Here is a 21,753-nt window from a genome sequence, read left to right as displayed (position 1 = left end):
GGCCCTCCGGGATTGCCCGACTTGAGCCCCCGCGGCGTCATGTGCGGGGGAGTAAGTCAGATGTCGAGCAGCAGGCGCTCGGGGTCCTCGATGCACTCCTTCACGCGCACCAGGAACTGCACTGCTTCCCGGCCGTCCACCAGGCGGTGGTCGTACGTGAGGGCGATGTACATGATGGGCCGGATGACCACCTGGCCGTCGCGGGCCACGGGGCGCTCCACGATGTTGTGCATGCCCAGGATGCCCGTCTGCGGCGGGTTCAGGATGGGCGTGGACAGCATGGAGCCGAAGATGCCGCCGTTGGTGATGGTGAACGTGCCGCCCGTGAGGTCGGCCATCGTGAGCTTGTCGTTGCGCGCACGGCCGCCGTAGTCACCGACCGTCTTCTCCAGGTCCGCGAGCGACAGCTTGTCCGCGTCACGCACCACCGGCACCACCAGGCCACGGCTGCCGCTCACGGCCACGCCGATGTCGTAGTAGTGCTTGAAGATGACGTCCTCGCCGTCGATCTCCGCGTTGATCTGCGGGAACGCCTTGAGGGCCTCCACGGACGCGCGGATGAAGAAGCTCATGAACCCGAGCTTCACCCCGTGCTTCGCCTGGAACTTGTCGTTGTACTTCTTGCGGAGCGCCATCACCTCGCCCATGTCCACCTCGTTGAAGGTGGTGAGCAGGGCGGCGTTGGACTGCGCCTGGAGCAGGCGTTCAGCGACGCGCTTGCGCAGCGGCGTCATGCGCACGCGCTCCTCGCGCGCGGCGTTGGGGCGGGGACCGGACGGCGCGGCGGGAGCCGGAGGCGCGGACGGGCGGTTCAGCTGACCCTGCACGTCCTCCTTCATGATGCGGCCACCGGTGCCGGAGCCCTTCAGCTGGCCCACGTCCACCCGGTTCTCCTCCGCCATCTTCCTGGCGGTGGGGGTGATGCGCGTGTCGCTGCCGGCCGGAGCGGCGGGCGTGGACACGGGCGCCGCGGCCTGGGCGGGCGCGGGCGTGGCGGCGGCCACGGCGGGAGAAGCGGCGGCGCCGGCACCGGCCTCGATGGTGCCCAGCACGTCGCCCACGCGGACCTTGTCGCCCTCCTTGAAGGCGATGGACGCGACGCTGCCCGCGGCGGGAGCCGGCACGTCGATGGTGACCTTGTCGGTCTCCAGCACGACGAGCGGTTCGTCCGCGGTGACAGACTCACCCTGCTTCTTGTTCCACTTGCCGACGACAGCCTCGGTGATGGATTCGCCGAGCGGAGGGACTTTCAGTTCAACGGCCATTCTGGGGTCCTCGGAGGATGGCTTCTTCGATGATGAGCTGCTGCTCGTAATCGTGCGTCTTCGTGAAACCGGTGGCGGGGCTGGCTGCCTCGGCGCGCCCGATGTAGCCCAGCTTCACCGTCTGCTGCTGAGAACGGCCGGAGAGGAGGTCGTGCAGGCGCGGGAACATGAAGTGCCAGCCACCCGCGTTGCGCGGCTCCTCCTGCACCCAGTACAGCTCCTGGAGCGCCGGCAGCTTCGCCACCAGGTTCGAAAGCTCGTCCTGCGGGAACGGGTAGAGCTGCTCCACGCGCACGATGGCGATGGAGTCGTCCTTGCGCTCGTCCCGGGCCTTGGCCAGGTCGTAGTAGACCTTGCCGCTGCACAGCAGCAGCCGCTTCACCTTCGCGGCGTCCGCCTTCGCGTCCAGAATCACTTCCTGGAACGCGCCCGTGGCCAGGTCGTCCATGCGGCTGGTGGCCTCCGGACGGCGCAGGAGGCTCTTGGGCGACATGATGACCAGCGGCTTGCGCACCGGGCGCAGCACCTGGCGGCGCAGCAGGTGGAAGATCTGCGCGGGCGTGGTGGGGTAGCAGACCTGGAGGTTGTCCTCCGCGCACAGGTCCAGGAAGCGCTCCAGGCGCGCGCTGGAGTGCTCCGGTCCCTGGCCTTCGTAGCCGTGCGGCAAGAGCAGCGTGATGCCGGAGAGCCGGCGCCACTTGCTCTCCGCCGCGGCGATGAACTGGTCGATGATGATCTGCGCGCCGTTGGCGAAGTCACCGAACTGGGCCTCCCACAGGGTGAGGCCGTCCGGCACGTCCAGGCTGTAGCCGTAGTCGAAGCCCAGCACGCCCATCTCCGACAGCGGGCTGTTCCAGACGTTGAAGGTCGCCTTGCCGGAGGCGAACTGGCGCAGGGGCGTGAACTCCTCGCCCGTCTGCGTGTCGTGCAGCACCGCGTGGCGGTGGCTGAAGGTGCCGCGCTCGCTGTCCTGGCCGGACAGGCGGATGCTGTAGCCCTCCGCCAGGATGGTCGCGTACGCCAGCGACTCGCCCTCGCTCCACTGGAGCTCCTCGCTCTCCAGCATGCCCTGGCGCTTCTTGAGCACCGTGCGCTCCACGTCGCGGTGCACGTTGAAGCCCTCCGGCGCGCTGGCCAGCTTCTGGAGCGCGTCACGCAGGGTGGGCTTGGCCACCGCAGTGGACACCTGGGGCGCGTTCTTCAGGAGGCCGCCCTTGTAGGTCTTCCACAGGCCCTCCAGCGCGTTGGGCTCCTTGAACTGGCTCTCCTGGCGGGCGCGGGTGAGCGCCGCGTCGAAGTCCTGGAAGCATCGCTGCTTGAGCGCGTCCGACTCCTCCGTGGTGATGCGGCCACCTTCCGCCAGCGTCTTCGCGTACAGCGCGCGCACCGGCGGGTGCTTGCGGATGAGGTCGTACATCGCCGGCTGGGTGAAGGACGGGTCGTCGCCTTCGTTGTGGCCGTAGCGGCGGTAGCAGATGAGGTCGATGACCACGTCGCTCTTGAACGTCTGGCGGTACTCGGCCGCCAGGCGCGCCGCGTGGACGCACGCCTCCGGGTCATCCCCGTTCACGTGGAACACCGGGATGTCCAGCATCTGCGCGATGGCGGTGGAGTAGATGCTGGTGCGCGAGTCCGACGGGTCGGTGGTGAAGCCCACCTGGTTGTTGATGACGATGTGGACCGTGCCGCCCGTGGTGTAGCCCTTGAGGCCGGAGAAGTTCAGCGTCTCCGACGTGATTCCCTGTCCGATGAAGGCCGCGTCGCCGTGGATGAGCAGCGGCACCACGCCGGTGCGCTCGGTGTCCCCGCCGCGGTCCTGCTTGGCGCGCACGCGGCCCTCCACCACGGGGCCCACGCACTCCAGGTGGCTGGGGTTGAAGGCCAGCGACAGGTGCACGTTCTTGCCCGAGCGCGTGGCGTGGTCCGACGAGAAACCCATGTGGTACTTCACGTCGCCGCGGCCCAGGTACGCCTTGGGGTCCTTGGGGCCGTCGAACTCGCTGAAGATCTGATCCGGCTTCTTGCCCAGGATGTTGGTCAGCACGTTGAGGCGGCCGCGGTGGGCCATGCCGATGACCAGCTCCTTCAGGCCCATGTCGCTGCCCACTTCCAGCAGCGCGTCCAGCATGGGGATGAGCGACTCGCCGCCGTCCAGGCTGAAGCGCTTGGCGCCCACGTACTTCGTGTGCAGGAAGTGCTCGAAGCCCTCCGCGTACGACAGCTTGGTGAGGATGTGCCGCTGCTCGTCCACGGTGAACGGCGTGCGGTTCTCGCTGTGCTCCATGCGCTTCATGAGCCAGCGGCGACGCTCGCTGTCGAGCATCTGCATGAACTCCACGCCGATGGAGCTGGAGTACGTGCGGCGCAGGCGCGTGACGAGCTCCGCCAGGCGCACGCGCTGCTGCGGGAAGACGCCGTTGCACTCCACCGCCTGCTCCATCTCCTTCGGCGTGAAGTGGTTCTCATCCATCAGCGCCACGTCCGCCACGTGGCCCAGCTGCGGGCGCGGACGCTCCAGCGGATCCAGGTGCGCGCGCAGGTGGCCGCGCAGGCGGAAGGCGGTGATGGCCTGATCCACCTTCGACTGCAGCCCGATGTCCTGCGCCGGAGCGGCCGGAGCCTGCGGCGCGGCGGCGGCCTGCACGGCGGCGTCGTTCGCCTTGCCCTTACCCTTGCCCTTGGCCTCCGGTGCGGCGGGTGTCGGCGCCTCCAGCAACTTCGTGTTGAAGATGGGGCGGCCCGTGCCGTTGTTGCGCTCGAACACCTCGCGCCAGCTCGCGTCCACGCTGCCCGGATCCTCGAGGAAGCGCGAGTAGAGCCCCTCGATGAAGTCGATGTTTCCACCAGAGAGGAAACTGTCCTGGAAATTCGCCATGGCGGGGGTCTTTTACTGGATGGGGGACGCGTTGGGGGGTTTTCGCCTCAGTTTGTTGAACCGCGTCATGGCCGGCTGCCCGGCTTCACTCCAGGGAGCAGATGGAGTCATGCCCCGCGTGAGCGCAGCTTCACCGAGCACTGGATTCCCTCTGCTGGGATGAGCTCAAAGGAGACGCCAGGACCCCTGGCATGCTGAACAGACGTACATCCGAGGCACATGAGACACGGGGTCCGGGGGCCCCCATGGCGGTTCAGGAGTGGTAAGCACTCGCCCCCCGCTTTCCACCCACTTTTTCCGAGAACGTACCGACATGCTCCTTCAGGGCAAGAAGCTGCTCATCACCGGCGTGCTCACCCCGCAGTCCCTGGCCTTTGGCGTCGCGGAGCATGCGATCGCGCAGGGCGCGGAGGTCATCCTCACCGGCTTTGGCCGGGCCAAGTCCCTCACCGAGCGCAGCGCGAAGCGGCTCAAGCCCGGCACGGAGGTGCTGGAGCTGGACGTGACGAACCCGGCGCACTTTCCGGCGCTGACAGAGGCGCTGCGGCAGAAATGGGGCCGCGTGGACGGCGTGCTGCACGCCATCGCGTACGCGCCCGAGGACGCGCTGGGCGGCAACTTCCTCAACACGCCGTGGGAGAGCGCGCAGACCGCGTTCCGCATCTCCACCTTCTCCGTGAAGGAGCTGGCGGTGGCGTGCGTGCCGCTGATGACGCAGGGCGGCTCCATCGTGGCGCTGGACTTCGACAACCGGCAGGCGTGGCCCATCTATGACTGGATGGGTGTGTGCAAGGCGGCCATGGAGGCCACGGTGCGCTACCTGGCGCGCGACCTGGGGCCCAAGGGCATCCGCGTGAACGCGCTCGCCGCGGGGCCGCTCGCCACCATCGCGGCCAAGGGCATCCCGGGCTTCAAGGCGCTGGCGCAGTACTGGGGCAAGCAGGCGCCGCTGGGCTGGAGCGACAAGGACAGCCACGACCACGTGGCCAAGACGGCCTGTGCACTTCTGTCCGATTGGCTGTCCTCCACCACCGGCGAGATGATTCACGTCGACGGCGGCTACCACGCGGTAGGCGCACCCCCAGTGGAGACGGTGGAAGCACCGGCCGAAGGGGTCTCCGCGACCCCCACGCCGAAAGAAGGCTGAATCCAACCCACCTTTCTGGAAAGTCCAGACAAACGCCTGCCAGGCTTCCCGGCGGACGGGAGCCCCCCGCTTCCGCCCGTCGGAGCGCTCACGGTAGGATCACCCATGCAGCGCAGGCGCATCCCGCAATCCGCGGAGCCTGCGCGAGGAGCCGTGGCACAGTGAGCACCAACGTCTTGCTGGTGGACGACAGTCCGACCGTCCGCAACATCCTCAAGATCTACCTGATGAACCTCAAGGTCAGCATCGTGGAGGCGGAGGACGCGCAGCGCGCGTTGCAGCTCTTGCGGTTGGTGCCGGTGAGCGTGGTGATCGCCGACATCAACATGCCGAACATGGATGGCATCACCTTCGTGAAGGAGGTTCGCGCCAGCGCGCAGCCGCAGGTGCAGAAGGTGCCGGTCATCCTCTTGACGGCGGAGAAGGGAGAGGACCTGCGCCAGCGCGGTTCGGCGGCGGGGGCCAACGCCTTCATCCAGAAACCGGTGTCGCATGACGAGCTGACCAAGACGGTGCGTCAGTTCCTGAGCGGGGGCTGAACCCGTGAGTCTGCCGACCCTGCTGCTGGTGGATGACAGCGACGCCATCCTGGCGTTGGAGCGGGCCATCCTCTCCGGGCACTACACCATCCACACGGCCAGCAATGGCCGTGAGGCGCTGGACAAGGTGGGGCGGCTGCACCCGGCGGCGGTGCTCTTGGACCTGTCCATGCCGGAGATGGACGGGGACGAGGTGCTCCAGCGGATGAAGGCGGACTCGGGCACGGCGGACATTCCGGTCATCATCATCTCATCGGAGAAGCAGCGCGCGGAGGCGTGCCTGGGGCAGGGCGCGGAGGCGTTCCTGGCCAAGCCCTTCCGCGCGGACGAGCTGCTCTTGCGCGTGGGCGAGGCGCTGGAGAACGCGCGCCGGCGCTCGCGCTCCGGGGCCATGCTGATCCTCCGGCTCAACGTGGGCGAGCGCGAGTTCGCCGTGCCGCTGGACTCCGTGAAGGAGGTCCTGCTGCAGCCCCTGACGCGGCCGCTGCCCACGGGGCCGTCGTACCTGCGCGAGTACGTGGAGCTGCGCGGCCAGGCGGTGTGCGTGCTGGACGTGGCGCTGCGGCTGGGCGTGCAGCACAAGGTGTCCATCGCGGAGCGGATGCTGGTGGTCATTGAAACGGAGGGCGTGTCGCTGGCGCTCACCGTGGACACCGTGAAGGACCCGGAGGAGTTCCAGGCGAGCGACATCGACCGGCGCGAGAAGGTGGGCGGCGCCGAGCACGGCCTGCTGCAGGAAGGGCTCGTGGGCATGCTGCGCACGGGTGGCCGCGCGCTGCCCATCCTGGATCCGAAGGTGTTCATCACGCGGGGACTCCTGCGCGACCTGCCCGCGCTGCTCGCGCCGGTGGAGGAAGAGCGGAGCGCATGAGTGCGGGGCTCGACCCGAGGCTTCTGGCCCGTGCCCGGGAAGTGGTGGCGGACACCACCGGCTTCCGGGACGACGCCATCGCCCAGGAGGCGGTGGAGCGCGTGCTGCGGGCGGAGCTGGCCCGGGGGCGCGTGCCCACGGAGGTCCTGAGCGAATTGCAGCAGCTGGGCTCGCCGCTGGCCTACACGCTGGTGCGCGCGGTCCTGGTGGGGGAGACGTACTTCTTCCGCCAGCCGGAGCACTTCCGCTACATCACCCATGAGGGCATTCCGACGGCGCTGCGCCACGGTGCCATGCACCTGCGCGGCTGGAGCGCCGGGTGCGCCACCGGCGAGGAAGCCTATTCGCTGGGCGCGTGCCTGCTGGCGTGCGCGCCCCCGGGGATGCCGGTGGAGGTGGTGGGCACGGACCTGCACGAGGCCAGCCTGGAGGCCGCGCGGCGCGGCACCTACGGCGCGTGGTCCCGGCGCGAGTCCGCCCCCGCGCTGCACCCCGTCTACGAGCTCCACAACGGGCGGCAGGTGTCCATCCTCCCGGAGGTGCGCAAGGTGACGCGCTTCGCGCCGGCGAACCTGCTGGCGCCCCTGCCGGAGCGCTTCGGGCATTTCGACTTCATCCTCTGCCGCAACGTGCTCACGTACTTCTCTCCGTCCGCGCGCGACGCGGCCATCGTCCACCTGGCGCGGGCGCTGGTGCCGGGGGGCCTCATGTTCCTGGGCACGGTGGAGGTGGACCGCACGCCGCCGGGGCTCACGCGCGAGGGGCCTCCGGAGCTGCAGGCCTTCCGCAAGCCCCGCCCGGAGGAGCGCACCTTCGCGCAATTGCCCGTGGCGCAGCCCGTGCTCGCGCCGCGCATGACGCCCGCGCCCCGTCGGCTGTCCGCGCCCATGCCGGTCTCGCCCACGCCGCCGCCCGTCCCTCCGCCCTCGCCCTCGCGGATGCACCTGCAGGCGCTGGAGCGGATTGAAGAGGGCAACGTGGCCGGGGCGACGGCGGTGCTGGAGCTGCTCGTGAAGCAGGCGCCGGACTACCTGCCGGGCCTCCTGGAGCTGGCGCTCCTGCGCGAGCGCGCGGGAGCCCGTGACGCGGCCTTCCCGCTGATGCGCGCGTTGCGCACGCGGGCGGGGCAGTTGCCACCGGACACGCTGGTGGATGGACCGGAGGCGCTGCCCGCGCGCTTCTATCTGGCGTCCGCTGACGCCTACCTGAATCTGGGGGCGCTGGAATGAAGGGGACGCCGCTGGTGGTGGACGAGACCCTGGAGTCGGAGACGCGGGACCTGCTCGCACGCCGGGCCGCGCGCCTGCGCGAGCAGGGCGAGTCGACGGTGGAGGAGGCGGTCCATTGGATCGCCGAGTTCCCGCTGGGCGAGGAGCGCTACGCGCTGCCGCTGGAGTCGCTGCGCGCCGCGCTGCCCCTGCGCATGGTGACGCCGGTGCCGCTGTCCGCGCCCGCGGTGATTGGCGTGCTGCGCTTCCAGGGCCAGGTGCTGTCCGCGCTGAGCCTGGCGTCGCTGCTGGGCGGCCACGGGTGGCGGCAGGACCCGGCCGTGCTGCTGGTGGTGGACCGGGGCGACGGCGAGCTGTGCGCGCTCGACTGCGAGGCGATTCCGCGCCCCACGACGTTGTCGCTCGCGTCCGTGGAGGCCGCGCGCGCCCGGGCGGAGGGGCCGGTGGTGGAGGTCTTCACCCACGACCGGCAGCTCATCCACCTCATCGACCCGAAGCGCCTGTTCGGCCGGTCCGACGGGGGAGTGCGCCATGCCCGTTGATCCGATGCTGCAGCCGCTGGTGGCGGGCTTCGCGGTGGAGGCCCAGGAGGTCATCCAGAAGGTCACCATGGACCTGCTGGAGCTGGAGCGCGAGGGGCTGGAGAACGACGCGCTCGCGAAAATCTACACGCGGCTGGGCCGGCACCTGCACACGCTGAAGGGCAGCGCCTCGTCGCTGGGGCTCCAGGACCTGGGCGACATCGCCCACAAGCTGGAGGACGCGCTGGCGCCGCTCAAGGCGCACACGCAGAAGATGCCTCGCCCGGTGGTGGACGTGCTGCTGCACGGGCTGGACCTCTTCATGCTGCGCGCCCAGGCGCACGCGGACGGACGCGGGGACGACCTGCCGAACCCCGCCGCCGCGCTGGCCCAGCTGGTCGCCGCCGCGCCGCCCCCGGAGGAGGCCGCGGTGCTGCCGGGGGGCGCCTTCGCTCAAGCGCAGCCTGTCGTGGCCGGTGGCCCGCCCTCCGCGGCCGGCACCCCGCCTGTCCCGGCCGAAGCGCTGTCATCGCCGGAGCCCGCGGGGGAGTCCTCCGACGCCGGGTGGCGCGTGAGCGCGAACCAGGTGACGTCGCTGATGCGCGAGGTGGAGCGCCTGCGCGAGGTTCGCCTGCGGGTGGAGGAGCGCAGCCGGGAGCTGGAGCGGGTGTCCACGCTGCTCGCGAAGCAGGGCCTGCTGGCGGAGACCGCGGAGGCGCGCACGCTGTTGTCCGGTACGGGCCGCTCCCTGCGCACCGACGGCGAGGAGACGAGCGACGTCGTGGACGCGCTGGAGGACGGCCTCAAGGCCATCACCACGCGCCCCACGCGCACCATCCTGGACCCGTTGCAGCGCATGGTGCGCGACCTGTCGCGCCAGCTGGGGAAGGAAGCGCGGCTGTCGGTGGTGGGCGCGGAGGTGTCGCTGGACCGGCGCCTGCTGGAGAAGCTCCAGGGCGCGCTCGTGCACATCCTGCGCAACGCCGTGGACCACGGCCTGGAGATGCCCGCCGAGCGCGAGAAGGCCGGCAAGCACCACGAGGGCGCGCTCACGCTGCGCGTGGAGCAGCAGGGCAACCTCCTGTACCTGGAGGCGAGCGACGACGGGCGCGGCATCGACCTGGCCCAGGTGCGCAAGGCCGCGGAGAAGCGCGGGCTCGTCACGGCGGAAGAGGTGGCGCGGCTCAACGACAACCAGGTGCGCGAGCTCATCTTCCGCGAGGGCTTCAGCACGCGCTCGGACGTGACGGACACCTCCGGGCGCGGCGTGGGCCTGGACGCGGTGCGCGCCACGGTGGAGTCGCTGCAGGGCCGCATCGAGGTGTCCAGCACGCGCGGGCAGGGCACGCGCTTCGTGCTGACCCTGCCGGTGGACCTGGGCAGCTCCCCGGTGCTGATGGTGCGCGCGCTGGAGCAGTTCGTGGGCCTGCCCATGCTGGCGGTGGAGTCCACGCAGCTGGCGCGCCCGGACATGCTTCGCGTGGGCAAGCGCCGCACGCACCTGGAACACCAGGGGCAGCTGTTGCCGGTGGTGGACCTGGGCGCGCGGCTGGGGCTGCGCGCGTCGTCTCCGCCCACGGAAGGACAGCCGCTGCTCATCGTGCAGAGCGGCGGCAAGCGCGTGGCGCTGGGCGTGGACGCGGTGGTGGGGGACCGGGACCTGGTCATCCGCCCGCTGCCGTCGGAGGTGCGCGACGTGGCGGCCTGGCAGGGCGCGGCGACGCTCAGCCGGGGGGAGTTGCTGCTCATCCTCCGGCCGGACTGGGTGGTGTCGGATTCGGAGAAGGTGACGGTGTCCGCGGTGAGCCGGCGGGCGCTGGTGGTGGATGACTCGCTCACCGCGCGCGCGCTGCACCGGGCGATGCTGGAGGCCGGCGGCTTCCAGGTGCACCTGGCGGCCAGCGGGGCGCGGGCGCTGGAGCGGCTGCAGGCGGACACCTACGACGTCGTCATCTGCGACCTGGACATGGAAGAGATGGACGGCATCGAGCTCATCGCACGGCTTCGCGAGCGCAAGGACACGCACACGCTGCCCGTCATCCTGGTCTCCGCGCACGACACCACCGTGGCGCGCGAGCGGGGCCTGGCATCAGGAGCGGACGGCTTCCTCAGCAAGCGCGAGTGCGCCGCGGGCCGCCTGCTCGCGGAGGTTCTGGACGTGATGAGCCGCAGGGGGAGCCGCGCGTGAGCTCGAAGAAGCCCATTCGCGTGCTCGTGGTGGATGACTCTCCCACCATGGCCAACACCCTCACCGCGCTGCTCACGGAGGAGCCGCGCATTGAAGTGGTGGGCCGGGCGGGGGACGGCAACCGCGCCGTGCAGCTGGCGCGCCTGCTGCGCCCGGACGTCATCACCATGGACCTGTTGCTGCCCGGCCTGGATGGTCCGGCGGCCATCGGGCACATCATGTCCCAGGCCCCCGCGCGCATCCTGGTGGTGAGCGCCGTGGCGGAGCAGCGTGGCGTGGACCTGGGCTTTCAAGCCATGAGCGCCGGAGCGCTGGAGCTCATCGGCAAGCCCAACGTCACCAACGCGGAGGAGCTGCGCCGCTGGGGCCGGGACCTGGCCCACTCCGTGTGCCTGATGGCGGAGGTGCCGGTCATCTCCCGCCGTCCGCGCGTCGTGGCGCCGCCGCCCATGCCCAGCGGGACGCGGGTGGACGTGTTCGGCATCGTCGCGTCCACCGGTGGGCCTCCCGCGCTGGCGGAGGTGCTGTCCAAGCTGCCCCGCGACCTGCCGGTGCCCATGCTCGTCGCGCAGCACATCACCGTGGGCTTCACGCAGGGCATGGTGCGCTGGCTGTCCCAGGTGTGCGAGCTCCAGGTGGGCGTGGCGCGCGACGGCGAGCGGCTGGAGCCGGGCCGCGTGTACTTCCCGCTGGATGGCCACGACCTGCTGGTGGACAGCGTGGGCCTGGCGCGCCTGCAGCGCAGCACCGGCGGGCCGTGTCCCAACGGGGACGTGCTCTTGAGCTCGCTGGCCATGGCGTACGGCCGGCGCAGCGGCGGCGGTGTGCTCACCGGCATGGGTGAGGACGGCGCGCGGGGCCTGCTGGCCATCCGTCAGGCCGGAGGCGTCACCCTGGCGCAGGACGAGGCGTCCAGCGTCGTCTACGGCATGCCTCGCGCCGCCGTGGAGTTGAAGGCCACCGACGGCGGCACGCCCCTGGCGCTGGTGGCGGACCTCATCCTGCAGAGCTGTCAGCGTCCGTCGTTCCGTCCTGCCCGTGGCCCGGAGGGGGGGCCCCGGTGAGCCGTTTCCCACCTACGAACCGCAGTCGCCTGCGTTGTTCCTGGCGTCACCTGGCCGACCGTTGGCCGCTTGAGGACGCCACCCCTGGAGTCCTCCCTTGAAGCCAGCCACCGCGCTCCCCGTCTCCTTCCTGCGCGGGCTCGGGCTCGCGCCGAAGTTCGTGCTCGTCACGGCCGTCATCAGCGCCTCCGTGGCGCTGCTGCTCACCCTCATCGCCACCCGCCAGCTGGAGTCCAACCTGGAGGAGCGCCACGCCAGTGAGGGCGAGGCCGTGGCGCTGAGCCTGGCCATCGCGGCGGAGCAGGGCGTGTCCGCGGGCATGGGCTCGCTCCAGCCGCTCTTGGAGACGTTCCGCGAGCGCGAGGACCTGGCCTACATCTTCATCCAGGACCCCACGGGCTTCGTGCTGGTGCACTCGTTCCAGGGCGCGTTCCCGGAGAACCTGAAGGCCGCGCTCGACGCGCAGCCCGGCATGGGCACGGGCCGCACGCGCGTGGTGCCGGAGGTGCGCATCCTGCGCGGTGGCAAGACGCTGCGCGCCCTGGACGTGTCCGCGGCCGTGGCGGAGAAGGGGCGGCTGGGCACCGTGCACGTGGGCATGGCGCGCGAGTTCATCGACGCGAGAGTGGATGCGCTGCGCTGGGAGATGCTGCTGTTCGCGTTCCTGCTGGAGGCGTGCGGCGTGGTGCTGGCGGCGCTGTTCGGCCGGAGCATCGTGCGGCCGCTGGCGGAGCTCACCTCCGTGGCGGGCCACATCGTGTCGTCCGGCGACCTCACCCGCGACATCCGTGCGCGCGGCAACGACGAGGTGGGGCGGCTGGCCAACTCCTTCTCCCAGATGGTGGGCAAGCTGCGCGAGGTGACGGTCAACCTCCAGCACGCCGCCACCGCGCTCACCCAGTCCACGGACCATCTCAACGCGTCTTCCACCGAGCAGGCGCAGACCATCTCCCGCCAGGCCGCCGCGCTGCAGGAGACGCAGGTGACGGCGCAGGAAATCAAGCAGACGTCCACGCTGGCCGCGCAGAAGGCGGAGAGCGTGCTCAGCGTCGCCGAGCGCGCGGACACCCTGGCCAGGGCGGGCGAGGCTTCCATCGAGCAGACGATGGCGGGCCTCAACGACATCCGCGCGCAGGTGGGCGAAATCGCGGAGAAGATCCTCGAGCTGGGCGAGCGCACGCGCCAGATTGGCGGCATCACCCAGACGGTGAAGGACCTGGCGGACCAGTCCAACATGCTCGCGCTCAACGCGGCCATCGAAGCGGTGCGCTCCGGTGAGCACGGCAAGGGCTTCAGCGTGGTGGCGCGCGAAATCCGCGCCCTGGCGGACCAGTCCATCCAGGCGACCACGCGGGTGCGGGAGCTGCTGGACGACATCGCCAACTCCGTCACCGCCGCGGTGCGCATCACGGAGCGCGGCGCGGAGCGGATGGAGGCGGGCCTGGCGCAGGTGCGCGACAGCGGGCAGAACCTGCGCGAGCTGTCCTCCATCGTCCAGGACAACGCCGCCGCCGTCCGGCAGATCGCCGCCGCGGTGAATCAGCAGAACGTGGGCATCAATCAAATCACCCTGGCGGTGAATGACTTGTCCAAGATGATGGACGACACCGTGGCCCGCATCGGCTCCACCGGTGAGGCGGCCACCACGCTGCAAATCATCTCCGAGCAGCTCTCCAGCGCCGTGGGCGCGTACAAGGTCGAGTCCAAGGCGGAGTAGGAAACACGAAGGCCCCGAGTCCCCATGAAGGGGGCCCGGGGCCTCGGATGTTTCAGGGCCTCGCGGCGCCTTACGCCGGCACGGCCTCGGTGGCTTCCGCCTGGAGCTTCACGGCGTCGTCCACGACGTCGAAGCGGGCCACGCCGCCGCTCTTGAGGGAGCCGAACAGCAGCGCCTCCGCGAGTGGCTTCTTGAGGGTGTTGTCCACGAGCCGCGCCATGGGGCGCGCACCGAAGGCCGGGTCGTAGCCGTGTTCCGCCAGCCACGCGCGGGCGGCGGGCGTGAGCTCCAGCTTGACCTTCTTCTCGTCGAGCACCTTCTGGAGCAGGCGCACTTCCTTGTCCACGACCTTGAGGATGACCTCGGGGGGCAGGCCGGAGAAGAGAATCCAGCCGTCCAGCCGGTTGCGGAACTCCGGCGTGAAGGTGCGCTCGATGGCCTTCTTCGCCCGCGAGCCGTCCACCACCACGCTGGTGTCACCGAAGCCCATGGCCTTGGTGCTCATCTCCTGCGCACCCGCGTTGGTGGTCAGGATGAGGATGATGTTGCGGAAGTCCGCCTTGCGGCCGTTGTTGTCCGTGAGCGTCGCGTGGTCCATCACCTGGAGCAGGATGTTGAAGAGGTCCGGGTGGGCCTTCTCAATCTCATCCAGCACCAGCACCGCGTACGGGTGCTTGCGCACGGCGTCCGTGAGCAGGCCGCCCTGGTCGAAGCCCACGTAGCCCGGAGGCGCGCCAATGAGGCGGCTCACCGTGTGCTTCTCGGAGTACTCGCTCATGTCGAAGCGGAGGAACTCCACGCCCAGGCTCTGCGCCAGCTGCTTCGCCAGCTCCGTCTTGCCCACGCCCGTGGGGCCGGAGAAGAGGAAGCTGCCAATGGGCTTCTCCGGCGCCCGCAGGCCGGAGCGCGACAGCTTGATGGCGCCCACCATCTCTTCAATGGCCTTGTCCTGCCCGTAGATGACGCCCTTGAGCTCCTTGTCCAGGTTCTGAATCTGGACGCCTTCGCTCGCGGACACGCTCTTGGCCGGAATCTTGGCCATCTTGGAGACGACCTGCTCCACGTCGTGCGCGGAGACGATGCCCGTGCGCACGCCTTCCGGCTTGAGCCGCTCGGCCGCGCCGGCCTCGTCGATGACGTCGATGGCCTTGTCCGGCAGGAACCGGTCGTTGATGTGCTTGGCCGCCAGCTCCGCCGCCGCCTGGAGCGCACCCTCGCCGTACTTCACGTGGTGGTGCTCCTCGTAGCGGCTGCGCAGGCCCTCCAGCACCTTGACGGTGTCCTCCACGCTGGGCTCGTCCACTTCAATCTTCTGGAAGCGGCGGGACAGCGCGCGGTCGCGTTCGAAGGACGCCTTGAACTCCTGGAACGTCGTGGACCCGATGCAGCGCAGCCTGCCTGACGCCAGCGCGGGCTTGAGCAGGTTGGACGCGTCCATGGAGCCGCCGCTCGTGGCGCCGGCACCGACGATGGTGTGGATCTCGTCGATGAAGAGGATGGCGTCCGGCAGCTCCTGGAGCGCCTTGAGCACGCCCTTCAGCCGCTCCTCGAACTGGCCGCGGAACTTGGTGCCCGCGAGCAGCGCGCCCATGTCCAGCGAGTAGACGACCGCGTCCTTGAGCGCGGCCGGCACGCGGCCTTCCGTGATGAAGAGCGCCAGGCCCTCCGCGATGGCCGTCTTGCCCACGCCGGCCTCACCCACGTAGAGCGGGTTGTTCTTGCGGCGGCGGCAGAGCACCTGGATGGTGCGCTCCAGCTCCTTGTCGCGGCCGATGAGCGGGTCGATGCGGCCCGCCTTCGCCTCCACGTTGAGCTGCACGGCGTACGCTTCCAGCGGGCTCTTCTTCTGGGACTCGCCGTCGTCGTCGTCACCGGCGGGGGTGGGGCGCGGCTCGCCCTCGGACTCGCCGTCCTTGGTGGTCCCGTGGGAGATGAAGTTGAGCAGGTCCAGGCGGGTGACGCCCTCCTGCTGCAGCAGGTAGAGCGCGTGGCTCTCCTCTTCACGGAACATGGCGACCAGCACGTCGCCACCGTCGATGTACTTCTGCTCCGCGGACAGCGCGTGCATGGCGGCGCGGTGGAGCACGCGCTCCACGCCGATGGTCTGCTGAGGCTCGGCGTCCACGTCGTCAGGCAGGCGCTCGACCGTCTCCTCCAGGAAGGAGGTCAGGTTCTCCTGCAGGCGCTTGACGTTCGCGCCGCAGCCCTTGAGCACCTCGCGGGTGCGTGACTCACGGGTGAGGGCCAGGAGCAGGTGCTCCAGCGTCAGGTACTCGTGGCGCATCTTCCGCGCCTCGTCGAGCGCGGTGCGGAAGCTGGCCTGCAATTCTTTGGCAATCGATGGTCCTGCCACGGTTCAGCCTTCCTCGGGTTCCATGGACAGCCGCAGGGGGAACCCGTTGTCCCTCGCCGCGGCCTCCACTGTCTTGAGCTTCGTATCGGCGACGTCGTAGGTATAAACGCCCGCCACACCGATGCCGTTGTAATGAACGTGCATCATGATCTGCACGGCATCCGTCTCCGACTTGTGGAAGATCTCCTTGAGCACGGCCACGACGAACTCGCGCGTGGTGTAGTTGTCGTTGTGCAGGAGGACCTTGTAGAGCGTCGGCCTCTTCAGCTTCTGCTTGGGGACGGCCTCCGTGACGACCTGGCCGTCATCGTGTTGGTGCTTCTGAGCCATGGGCTTGCGGACTCCCTTGCCTTCGCTTCGCGAACCATTGGCGGGCCCTGCTTGAAACCGCTTAGACCCGCTCCTTGAAACCCGTCTCCGCCCACCACAGTGGCAGGCCGCTCTCGACGGCTGCCCGCTCGTGCGCCAGGAAGCCGCGCACCGCCCGGTCCAGGCCGGGGTGAAGGAACAGATGCGCACTGTACGTGAGGTGCGGCTCGAAACCCCGGGTGAGCTTGTGCTCGCCGCCTGCTCCGGGCTCGAAGCGCTCGCGGCCCCGGGCGATGCAGTCCTCCACCGGGTGGTAGAGGCACACGTTGAAGTGCAGGAACGGATGTTCCTCGAACGCACCCCAATAACGGCCGTACAGCGTGCTCGGCCCGGTGAAGTTGAACGCCCCCGCCACCCTGCGGCCTTCCCGCCGGGCCTCCACGAACTCGCACCGGTGCTTGAAGCCGGCGAGCAGGCGGGCGAAGAAGTCCTCGGTCAGCGAGCGCACGCCCCACGGATAGCGGTCCACCGTGGAGACGTAGAGCTGGTGGGCGCAGGCCGCGTCCACCTCCTCCAGCGCGTCGCCCCGGAGCGTGCGCAGGGTGATGCCCTGGTCCTCCACCTCGCGCCGCTCACGCTGAATCTGGTGCCGCCGCTTGGAGCGGAAGCGGCCGAGGAAGTCCTCGAACGTCTGGTAGCCCGCGTTGCGCCACAGGTACTGCACGCCCAGGCGCAGCGCGTAGCCCTGCGCCTCCAGCACCGGCAGCTCCTCCGGGGTGGGGAAGAGGACGTGGACGCTGGAGAGCCCCTCCGCGCGCGCGTACTCCAGCGCGGCGTTGTACAGCTCCGCCTCGCGGAACGGGGCGTCCTCGCCGGGGGCCACCAGCACGCGGCGGCCGGTGGCGGGCGTGAAGGGCACGCCCAGGACGAGCTTGGGGTAGTAGCGGATGCCCGCGCGCTCGGCGGTGGTGGCCCAGGCGGCGTCGAAGACGAACTCGCCGTGGCTGTCGTCCTTCAGGTACGCGGGCGCGGCGGCGACCAGGCGTGAGCCCCGCCACAGGGTGAGGTGGCGCGGGTGCCAGCCTCGCTCGGGCACCACGCTACCGCTCTCCTCCAGGGCGGCGAGGAAGCCCCACTCCAGGAATGGCACCGACCCCGGGTCCACGAGCGCGTCCCAGGCCGACGCGGGAACGTCGGTGATGGACGTGAGCAGGCGCAGCGTGGTGGGGAGCGAGGCGGACATGGACGTGGCGAGCGCCAGCCTATAACGGCGGGTGGCGGCTGCCGCCACGACCGGCGGGCCGCCCTATTTGCCGCGCGTGAGCTCCTGGGCGAGGAAGCCGGCGACCTCCGTGAGCCCCGCGGCGGCGCGCTTGCGGCCCTCGTCGGACTCCATGACCCGGCGGGCGGCGTCGCTGGCGGTGCCCACCTCCAGGTCCACCAGGATGAGGAAGGCGCTCCACCCGGCCGTCACGGTGGCGACCTTGCCCGGCCGCTGGGGCCGGTCGCTCAGGGTGGAGGCCACCTTCTCCAGGAGGCCGTCTTCCTTGAGACGTTTCGTGCTCCCGAGCATCTGCGTCCAGGTGGCCTCCAGGAGGGAGGTCAGCAGGCGCCCGGAGAGGGCGGTGGAGAGGCGCTGGGAGGCCTCCTCGGCGTCCACGCGGTGGGCGTCCGCGTAGGTGGGGCTCAGCTTGGCCACCACCACGGCCTTGGTGGCCAGGTGGGCGAGGCGGGGCGGGTAGGGCATGGTGCCATGTCTTACATCGGTGGCGGGCCGGGCTCCATCCGGAGTGAATGGCCAGCGCGAGGCGTTTGCCTGACAGCCGGACAGGTTGCTATGGGGCCCGGCGCCCTTTAGAGGAAGCGGACTTTCGTAGGGAGAACAGAATGTCAGTGAACATCCAGCTCGAGTGGACCCCCAACCCCAGCACGCTGAAGTACGTGGTGGACCGCAAGCTGCTGGGCGGTGGCGCCGTGAACTTCACCAACCGGGACGAAGCGCAGGCGAAGTCGCCCCTGGCGCTGCGGCTCATGGACATCCAGGGCGTGACGGCGGTGATGCTGGGCACGAACTTCGTCACGGTGACGAAGGGCGAGTCCGGCGAGTGGGACGAGCTCAACGACTCCGTGATGTCCACGCTGGACACGCACCTGTCGGAGGGCCTGCCGGTGGTGGACGAGGCGGCCGTCGCGGCGGCGCGCCAGACGGTGTCCGCGGACGGCACGGTGGAGCAGCGCATCCAGGTCATCCTGGACGAGGAGATCCGCCCGGCCGTGGCGCAGGACGGCGGTGACATCACGCTGGACCGCTTCGAGGACGGCATCGTGTACCTGCACATGAAGGGTTCGTGCGCGGGCTGCCCGTCGTCCACGGCGACGCTGAAGATGGGCATCGAGGGCCGGCTCCGGGAGATGATCCCGGAGGTCACCGAAGTGGTGTCCGTCTGAGACGCAACGTCAAGGCGCCGCAGGTCCGCAAGGAGCTGCTTCCGGACCAGTCCCAATCGCTCCTGCGCGAGCTGCACCTGCTCACGCGCGAGGGGAACCTCAACGCGGACGCGCTGCGCAAGCTCAAGCAGGTCAACCACCTGGTGGGCCTGCTTCGGCCCGCCATGGAGGACGTGCAGACGCGCCACGCGAACCCGCTGGTGGTGGACGCGGGCAGCGGCAACGCGTACCTGGGCTTCGTCGTCTACGAGCTGTTCCTGAAGGACGCGGCGGGCGGTGAGCTGCTGTCCATCGAAGGGCGGCCGGACCTGACCGAACGCGCGAAGGGCCGCGCCGAGCGGCTGCACTTCGACCGGATGCGCTTCCAGACGGCGCACATCGACGCGGCGGAGTACCCGGAGCGCATCCACGTGCTGATGGCGCTGCACGCATGCGACACGGCCACGGACGACGCGCTGGTGGCGGCCATCAAGCACGGCGCGGACCACGTGGCGGTGGTGCCGTGCTGTCAGGCGGAGGTGGCCGCGCAGCTGAAGGAGAAGAAGGCGAAGCCGGCCGGCTCCATGTCGCTGCTCTTCCAGCACCCGTGGCACCGGCGCGAGTTCGGCTCTCACCTGACGAACGTCATCCGCGCGCTGACGCTGGAGGCGTACGGCTACCAGGTGACGGTGACGGAGCTGACCGGGTGGGAGCACTCGTTGAAGAACGAGCTCATCCTCGGGCGGCGGGTGCACGGGGACAACCGGCGCGCGCGGCTTCAGCTCCAGGCGCTGTTGGCGGAGACGGGCGTGCAGCCCCGGCTGACGCGGCTGCTGGGCATCAAGCCCGCGGGCTCGGCCGGTGGTGGCGTGGAGGCGGAGCCCGTGTCGGAAGCGGAGCCGGCTCCGGAGCCCACGTCGGACGCAGCGCCCGCGGCGCCGTCCGAATCCTGAACGCAAGCGGACCCCACCTGGACCGTAGGGTGGGGCAGGTGACCTCACGGGAGGGGGAGGCGTGTTCCCCCGCACCGGGAAGGACCGCCGACCTGGCCGTGCGAGGCGGCCGGGCAGGCGTTACATGCCCTCCGTCCGCGCGATGCGCACGGGACGACATTCCAGAGGCCCGGTCTCCTTGAGGACGCGTCCGGGAGAATGTCGGAGGACGTGGGCACGTCAGGGGTACCGGTCAGGATGACGTCGATGCGGGAGGTCGGGCTCGGCGGCAGGACCCAGGGCGGCGTTCGCGGTGTCTGAATGTCGGGGTACGGAGTCTCGTCCCGGGATGGGGCCGGCCGGTGGCCGTCAGGGCACCGGATGCGAGTGGGACGAGCCGTGAAGCCTCCGCCGCGACGCGGTGGAGGGTGTTGATGGGAAGGGGCATGGCCTTGGAGCTGGATGACTGGGGTGGGAGCGGGCCGCTCCTGCACTTCGCCTGCGCGAACGGTTTTCCTCCGGAGACGTACCGGAAGCTCTTCGCGCGGCTCGCGACCCGCTATCACGTGGTGTCGCTGCGCATGCGGCCGCTGGTGCCGGGCCAGGACCCGAAGGCGCTCACGACCTGGAAGGAGCTGGGCGAGGACCTCGCGCGCGAGCTGAAGGCGCGGGGGCGCTCTGGCGTGCTGGGCGTGGGGCACAGCGTGGGCGGCACGAGCACGTTGATGGCCGCCGCCGCGAACCCGGGGCTGTTCCGCGCGGTGGTGGCGTTGGACCCCGTGCTCATCACCGGGTCCCGGCTGTGGGCGCTGCGCCTGATGAAGCTGCTGGGCCGCATGGACCGCTCCTCCATCGTGCAGGGCGCGCTGCGGCGGAGGGACCGCTGGGCGACGCGCGAGGAGGCCGCCACCGCGTACCGCCAGCGCAAGCTGTTCAAGGACTGGGACGCGGACTGCTTCAGCGACTACATCACGCACGGGCTGGTGCCCACGGAGGTGGGCGACTTCCGCCTGCGCTTCCCGCGCGAGTGGGAGGCCCGCATCTTCGAGACCTTCCCCGCGGATCCATGGAAGCTCATCCGCGACAACACGACGCCCACGCTGGTGCTGCGCGGCGAGCGCTCCGACACGCTGTTGCCCGACGCGCTGGCGCGGGCGGAGCAGGAGATGAAGCGCACGCGGGTGGACTCGCTGCCGCTCGCCTCGCACCTGTTCCCCATGGAGAAGCCCCGCGAGACGGCCGAGCGGGTGCTGACGTTCCTGGACGAGCTGCCTCCCGAGGACGTCACGACGCACTGATGCGTCAGCCGTAGGCCTCGCGCTTGATGCGCTTGTCCGGGATGCCCAGCTCGTGCAGGTGGCCCAGCACCGCCTCCATGAAGCGCGGCGTGGCGGGCGTGCGTGTCTCCAGCGCCTTGCGCCGGTCCCACGGGGTGATGGCGGGCCCGCACACGTAGACGATGCAGGTGTCAGGCGCCGGAATCAGCTCGCGCAGGAGCGCCTCCGCGACGCGGCCCTTGCGCACCTGGGGGCCGTACTTCGCTTCATCCGTTTCGCGCGTGAGCGTGTGCACCACCCGCACGCGGTCCGGCGCCGCCTGCTCCAGCGCGGCCAGCTCCTCGCGGTAGAGGATGTCCCCCCACGTCTTGTTGGACGCGAGGAACGTGTGCCGCAGCTTCAGCCCGCGGTGCAGCGCGTCCTTCACGATGGAGAAGTTCGGCACCGCGCCGGAGCCCGCCACCACGTGCAGCACGTGGTCCGCCCGCTCCGTCACGTCGTCCGGCAGCACGTACGGCCCCATGAAGCCCGTCACCTTCAGCTTCGCGCCCACCAGCCGCCCGTGCACCAGCAGGGGCGACAGGAGCGGCGGGTAGCGGGTGACGCCGGGGATGAACTCCTCGTCCTTCACCGTGATGGCCACGTGCCGCTCGTGCGGCGCGGAGGCGAGCGAGTACGAGCGCGGCGGCTCCTTGCGCCCCTTCTGCTCCTGCAGGTACGCGCACTGCTGCGAGAGCGCCCGGAACTGATGCGGGTCGATGTTGATGAACTGGCCTGCCTTGTAGTCGAGCGGTCCCTCCCCCGAGCCAAGCTCCAGCGACAGCGTCGCCGTGTCGTGGGTCTCCATCCGGAGGCCTGTGACGGTGGCCTCGTACTCGACGGGCCGCTTCGCTCGGGAGGGCGTGGCTTCAACGCTCATGCGCCTCCCCATAACACGCAGGGTGCGGGGCCGCGCGGACGGGCTCGCGGGCGGCGCGTCCTGCGCACCGGGCCCGTGGGGCCGGCACTTCGTTGGCTGGATGACGAAAGGGCGGGCGGG

The 21,753-nt window shown here is 70.2% G+C and carries 18 protein-coding genes; 11 read left to right on the top strand and 7 right to left on the bottom strand.

Annotation, left to right across the window (positions count from 1 at the left end):
- Positions 1 to 56: 56 nt before the first annotated feature.
- On the bottom strand, positions 57 to 1,265 hold the full coding sequence (gene odhB / locus D7Y11_RS27490) for a 2-oxoglutarate dehydrogenase complex dihydrolipoyllysine-residue succinyltransferase (RefSeq protein WP_121753864.1): 1,209 nt from the start codon (positions 1,263 to 1,265) through the stop codon (positions 57 to 59).
- Positions 1,255 to 4,140, bottom strand: coding sequence for a 2-oxoglutarate dehydrogenase E1 component (locus tag D7Y11_RS27485; protein WP_126935182.1), 2,886 nt, complete (start codon positions 4,138 to 4,140; stop codon positions 1,255 to 1,257). Before D7Y11_RS27485 ends, odhB begins: the two co-directional genes overlap by 11 nt.
- Positions 4,141 to 4,453: 313 nt before the next feature.
- Between D7Y11_RS27485 and fabI the strand changes: the two genes are divergently transcribed.
- The 8 genes from fabI (at position 4,454) to D7Y11_RS27445 (ending at position 13,416) form a co-directional block, all read left to right on the top strand.
- Entirely contained in the window at positions 4,454 to 5,287 is an 834-nt protein-coding gene (gene fabI / locus D7Y11_RS27480) for an enoyl-ACP reductase FabI (RefSeq protein WP_120577110.1), read from the top strand.
- 161 nt (positions 5,288 to 5,448) lie between these two features.
- Complete coding sequence (locus D7Y11_RS27475; protein ID WP_120577109.1) at positions 5,449 to 5,826, top strand: response regulator; 378 nt, start codon at positions 5,449 to 5,451, stop codon at positions 5,824 to 5,826.
- A 4-nt stretch (positions 5,827 to 5,830) separates the two neighbouring features.
- Positions 5,831 to 6,697, top strand: coding sequence for a response regulator (locus tag D7Y11_RS27470; RefSeq protein WP_121753862.1), 867 nt, complete (start codon positions 5,831 to 5,833; stop codon positions 6,695 to 6,697).
- A complete protein-coding gene (locus tag D7Y11_RS27465) occupies positions 6,694 to 7,926 on the top strand; it encodes a protein-glutamate O-methyltransferase CheR (protein ID WP_120577107.1) in 1,233 nt (410 codons plus the stop codon). Before D7Y11_RS27470 ends, D7Y11_RS27465 begins: the two co-directional genes overlap by 4 nt.
- Positions 7,923 to 8,468 carry a chemotaxis protein CheW gene (locus tag D7Y11_RS27460; RefSeq protein WP_120577106.1) on the top strand — a complete coding sequence of 182 codons (546 nt, stop codon included), beginning with the start codon at positions 7,923 to 7,925 and terminating at the stop codon, positions 8,466 to 8,468. Before D7Y11_RS27465 ends, D7Y11_RS27460 begins: the two co-directional genes overlap by 4 nt.
- On the top strand, positions 8,458 to 10,635 hold the full coding sequence (locus D7Y11_RS27455) for a response regulator (protein WP_126935181.1): 2,178 nt from the start codon (positions 8,458 to 8,460) through the stop codon (positions 10,633 to 10,635). Before D7Y11_RS27460 ends, D7Y11_RS27455 begins: the two co-directional genes overlap by 11 nt.
- Complete coding sequence (locus tag D7Y11_RS27450) at positions 10,632 to 11,699, top strand: chemotaxis protein CheB (protein WP_120577104.1); 1,068 nt, start codon at positions 10,632 to 10,634, stop codon at positions 11,697 to 11,699. Before D7Y11_RS27455 ends, D7Y11_RS27450 begins: the two co-directional genes overlap by 4 nt.
- A 97-nt stretch (positions 11,700 to 11,796) precedes the next feature.
- Positions 11,797 to 13,416 carry a methyl-accepting chemotaxis protein gene (locus D7Y11_RS27445; RefSeq protein ID WP_126935180.1) on the top strand — a complete coding sequence of 540 codons (1,620 nt, stop codon included), beginning with the start codon at positions 11,797 to 11,799 and terminating at the stop codon, positions 13,414 to 13,416.
- Between the two features lie 70 nt (positions 13,417 to 13,486).
- Here the strand turns inward: D7Y11_RS27445 and clpA are convergent, their stop codons facing one another.
- The 4 genes from clpA to D7Y11_RS27425 all read right to left on the bottom strand — a co-directional run bounded on the left by clpA (position 13,487) and on the right by D7Y11_RS27425 (position 17,825).
- Positions 13,487 to 15,769 (bottom strand): ATP-dependent Clp protease ATP-binding subunit ClpA, encoded by a 2,283-nt coding sequence (clpA, locus tag D7Y11_RS27440; RefSeq protein WP_126935179.1) that lies wholly within the window; start codon positions 15,767 to 15,769, stop codon positions 13,487 to 13,489.
- A gap of 3 nt (positions 15,770 to 15,772) precedes the next feature.
- Positions 15,773 to 16,099: an ATP-dependent Clp protease adaptor ClpS gene (locus D7Y11_RS27435; RefSeq protein ID WP_120577101.1), complete on the bottom strand. Its 327-nt coding sequence runs from the start codon at positions 16,097 to 16,099 to the stop codon at positions 15,773 to 15,775.
- Between the two features lie 61 nt (positions 16,100 to 16,160).
- Positions 16,161 to 17,321, bottom strand: a complete 1,161-nt coding sequence (locus D7Y11_RS27430; protein ID WP_120577120.1) for a GNAT family N-acetyltransferase — start codon at positions 17,319 to 17,321, stop codon at positions 16,161 to 16,163.
- A 63-nt stretch (positions 17,322 to 17,384) separates the two neighbouring features.
- Complete coding sequence (locus tag D7Y11_RS27425; RefSeq protein WP_121753858.1) at positions 17,385 to 17,825, bottom strand: hypothetical protein; 441 nt, start codon at positions 17,823 to 17,825, stop codon at positions 17,385 to 17,387.
- A 140-nt stretch (positions 17,826 to 17,965) separates the two neighbouring features.
- On the opposite strand from D7Y11_RS27425, the gene D7Y11_RS27420 reads away from it, so the two are divergent.
- The 3 genes from D7Y11_RS27420 (at position 17,966) to D7Y11_RS27410 (ending at position 20,735) form a co-directional block, all read left to right on the top strand.
- Positions 17,966 to 18,526 carry a NifU family protein gene (locus D7Y11_RS27420; protein ID WP_120577099.1) on the top strand — a complete coding sequence of 187 codons (561 nt, stop codon included), beginning with the start codon at positions 17,966 to 17,968 and terminating at the stop codon, positions 18,524 to 18,526.
- A gap of 113 nt (positions 18,527 to 18,639) precedes the next feature.
- On the top strand, positions 18,640 to 19,458 hold the full coding sequence (locus tag D7Y11_RS27415; protein WP_199753797.1) for an SAM-dependent methyltransferase: 819 nt from the start codon (positions 18,640 to 18,642) through the stop codon (positions 19,456 to 19,458).
- Between the two features lie 425 nt (positions 19,459 to 19,883).
- Entirely contained in the window at positions 19,884 to 20,735 is an 852-nt protein-coding gene (locus D7Y11_RS27410; RefSeq protein WP_233607409.1) for an alpha/beta fold hydrolase, read from the top strand.
- Between the two features lie 4 nt (positions 20,736 to 20,739).
- On the opposite strand, the gene D7Y11_RS27405 is transcribed toward D7Y11_RS27410, so the two are convergent.
- The gene (locus D7Y11_RS27405) at positions 20,740 to 21,633 is read right to left on the bottom strand and encodes an oxidoreductase (RefSeq protein WP_126935176.1); all 894 of its coding nucleotides are present in this window, start codon (positions 21,631 to 21,633) and stop codon (positions 20,740 to 20,742) included.
- Between the last annotated feature and the right edge of the window lie 120 nt (positions 21,634 to 21,753).

The organism is Corallococcus sp. AB018 (genome assembly GCF_003986945.1).
GTDB classification, from domain to species: domain Bacteria; phylum Myxococcota; class Myxococcia; order Myxococcales; family Myxococcaceae; genus Corallococcus; species Corallococcus exiguus.
The sequence above is the reverse complement of the archived record's forward strand: the minus strand, read 5'-3'. Positions and strand labels throughout refer to the sequence as shown.

What these genes read in the sequence shown, in the direction of transcription:
- D7Y11_RS27435 (WP_120577101.1), bottom strand. Translation starts at nt 16,099, where the DNA reads ATGGCTCAGAAGCACCAACACGATGACGGCCAGGTCGTCACGGAGGCC.
- D7Y11_RS27460 (WP_120577106.1), top strand. Translation starts at nt 7,923, where the DNA reads ATGAAGGGGACGCCGCTGGTGGTGGACGAGACCCTGGAGTCGGAGACG.
- D7Y11_RS27430 (WP_120577120.1), bottom strand. Translation starts at nt 17,321, where the DNA reads ATGTCCGCCTCGCTCCCCACCACGCTGCGCCTGCTCACGTCCATCACC.
- D7Y11_RS27485 (WP_126935182.1), bottom strand. Translation starts at nt 4,140, where the DNA reads ATGGCGAATTTCCAGGACAGTTTCCTCTCTGGTGGAAACATCGACTTC.
- D7Y11_RS27425 (WP_121753858.1), bottom strand. Translation starts at nt 17,825, where the DNA reads ATGCCCTACCCGCCCCGCCTCGCCCACCTGGCCACCAAGGCCGTGGTG.
- D7Y11_RS27410 (WP_233607409.1), top strand. Translation starts at nt 19,884, where the DNA reads ATGGCCTTGGAGCTGGATGACTGGGGTGGGAGCGGGCCGCTCCTGCAC.
- D7Y11_RS27455 (WP_126935181.1), top strand. Translation starts at nt 8,458, where the DNA reads ATGCCCGTTGATCCGATGCTGCAGCCGCTGGTGGCGGGCTTCGCGGTG.
- fabI (WP_120577110.1), top strand. Translation starts at nt 4,454, where the DNA reads ATGCTCCTTCAGGGCAAGAAGCTGCTCATCACCGGCGTGCTCACCCCG.
- D7Y11_RS27420 (WP_120577099.1), top strand. Translation starts at nt 17,966, where the DNA reads ATGTCAGTGAACATCCAGCTCGAGTGGACCCCCAACCCCAGCACGCTG.
- D7Y11_RS27465 (WP_120577107.1), top strand. Translation starts at nt 6,694, where the DNA reads ATGAGTGCGGGGCTCGACCCGAGGCTTCTGGCCCGTGCCCGGGAAGTG.
- odhB (WP_121753864.1), bottom strand. Translation starts at nt 1,265, where the DNA reads ATGGCCGTTGAACTGAAAGTCCCTCCGCTCGGCGAATCCATCACCGAG.
- D7Y11_RS27405 (WP_126935176.1), bottom strand. Translation starts at nt 21,633, where the DNA reads ATGAGCGTTGAAGCCACGCCCTCCCGAGCGAAGCGGCCCGTCGAGTAC.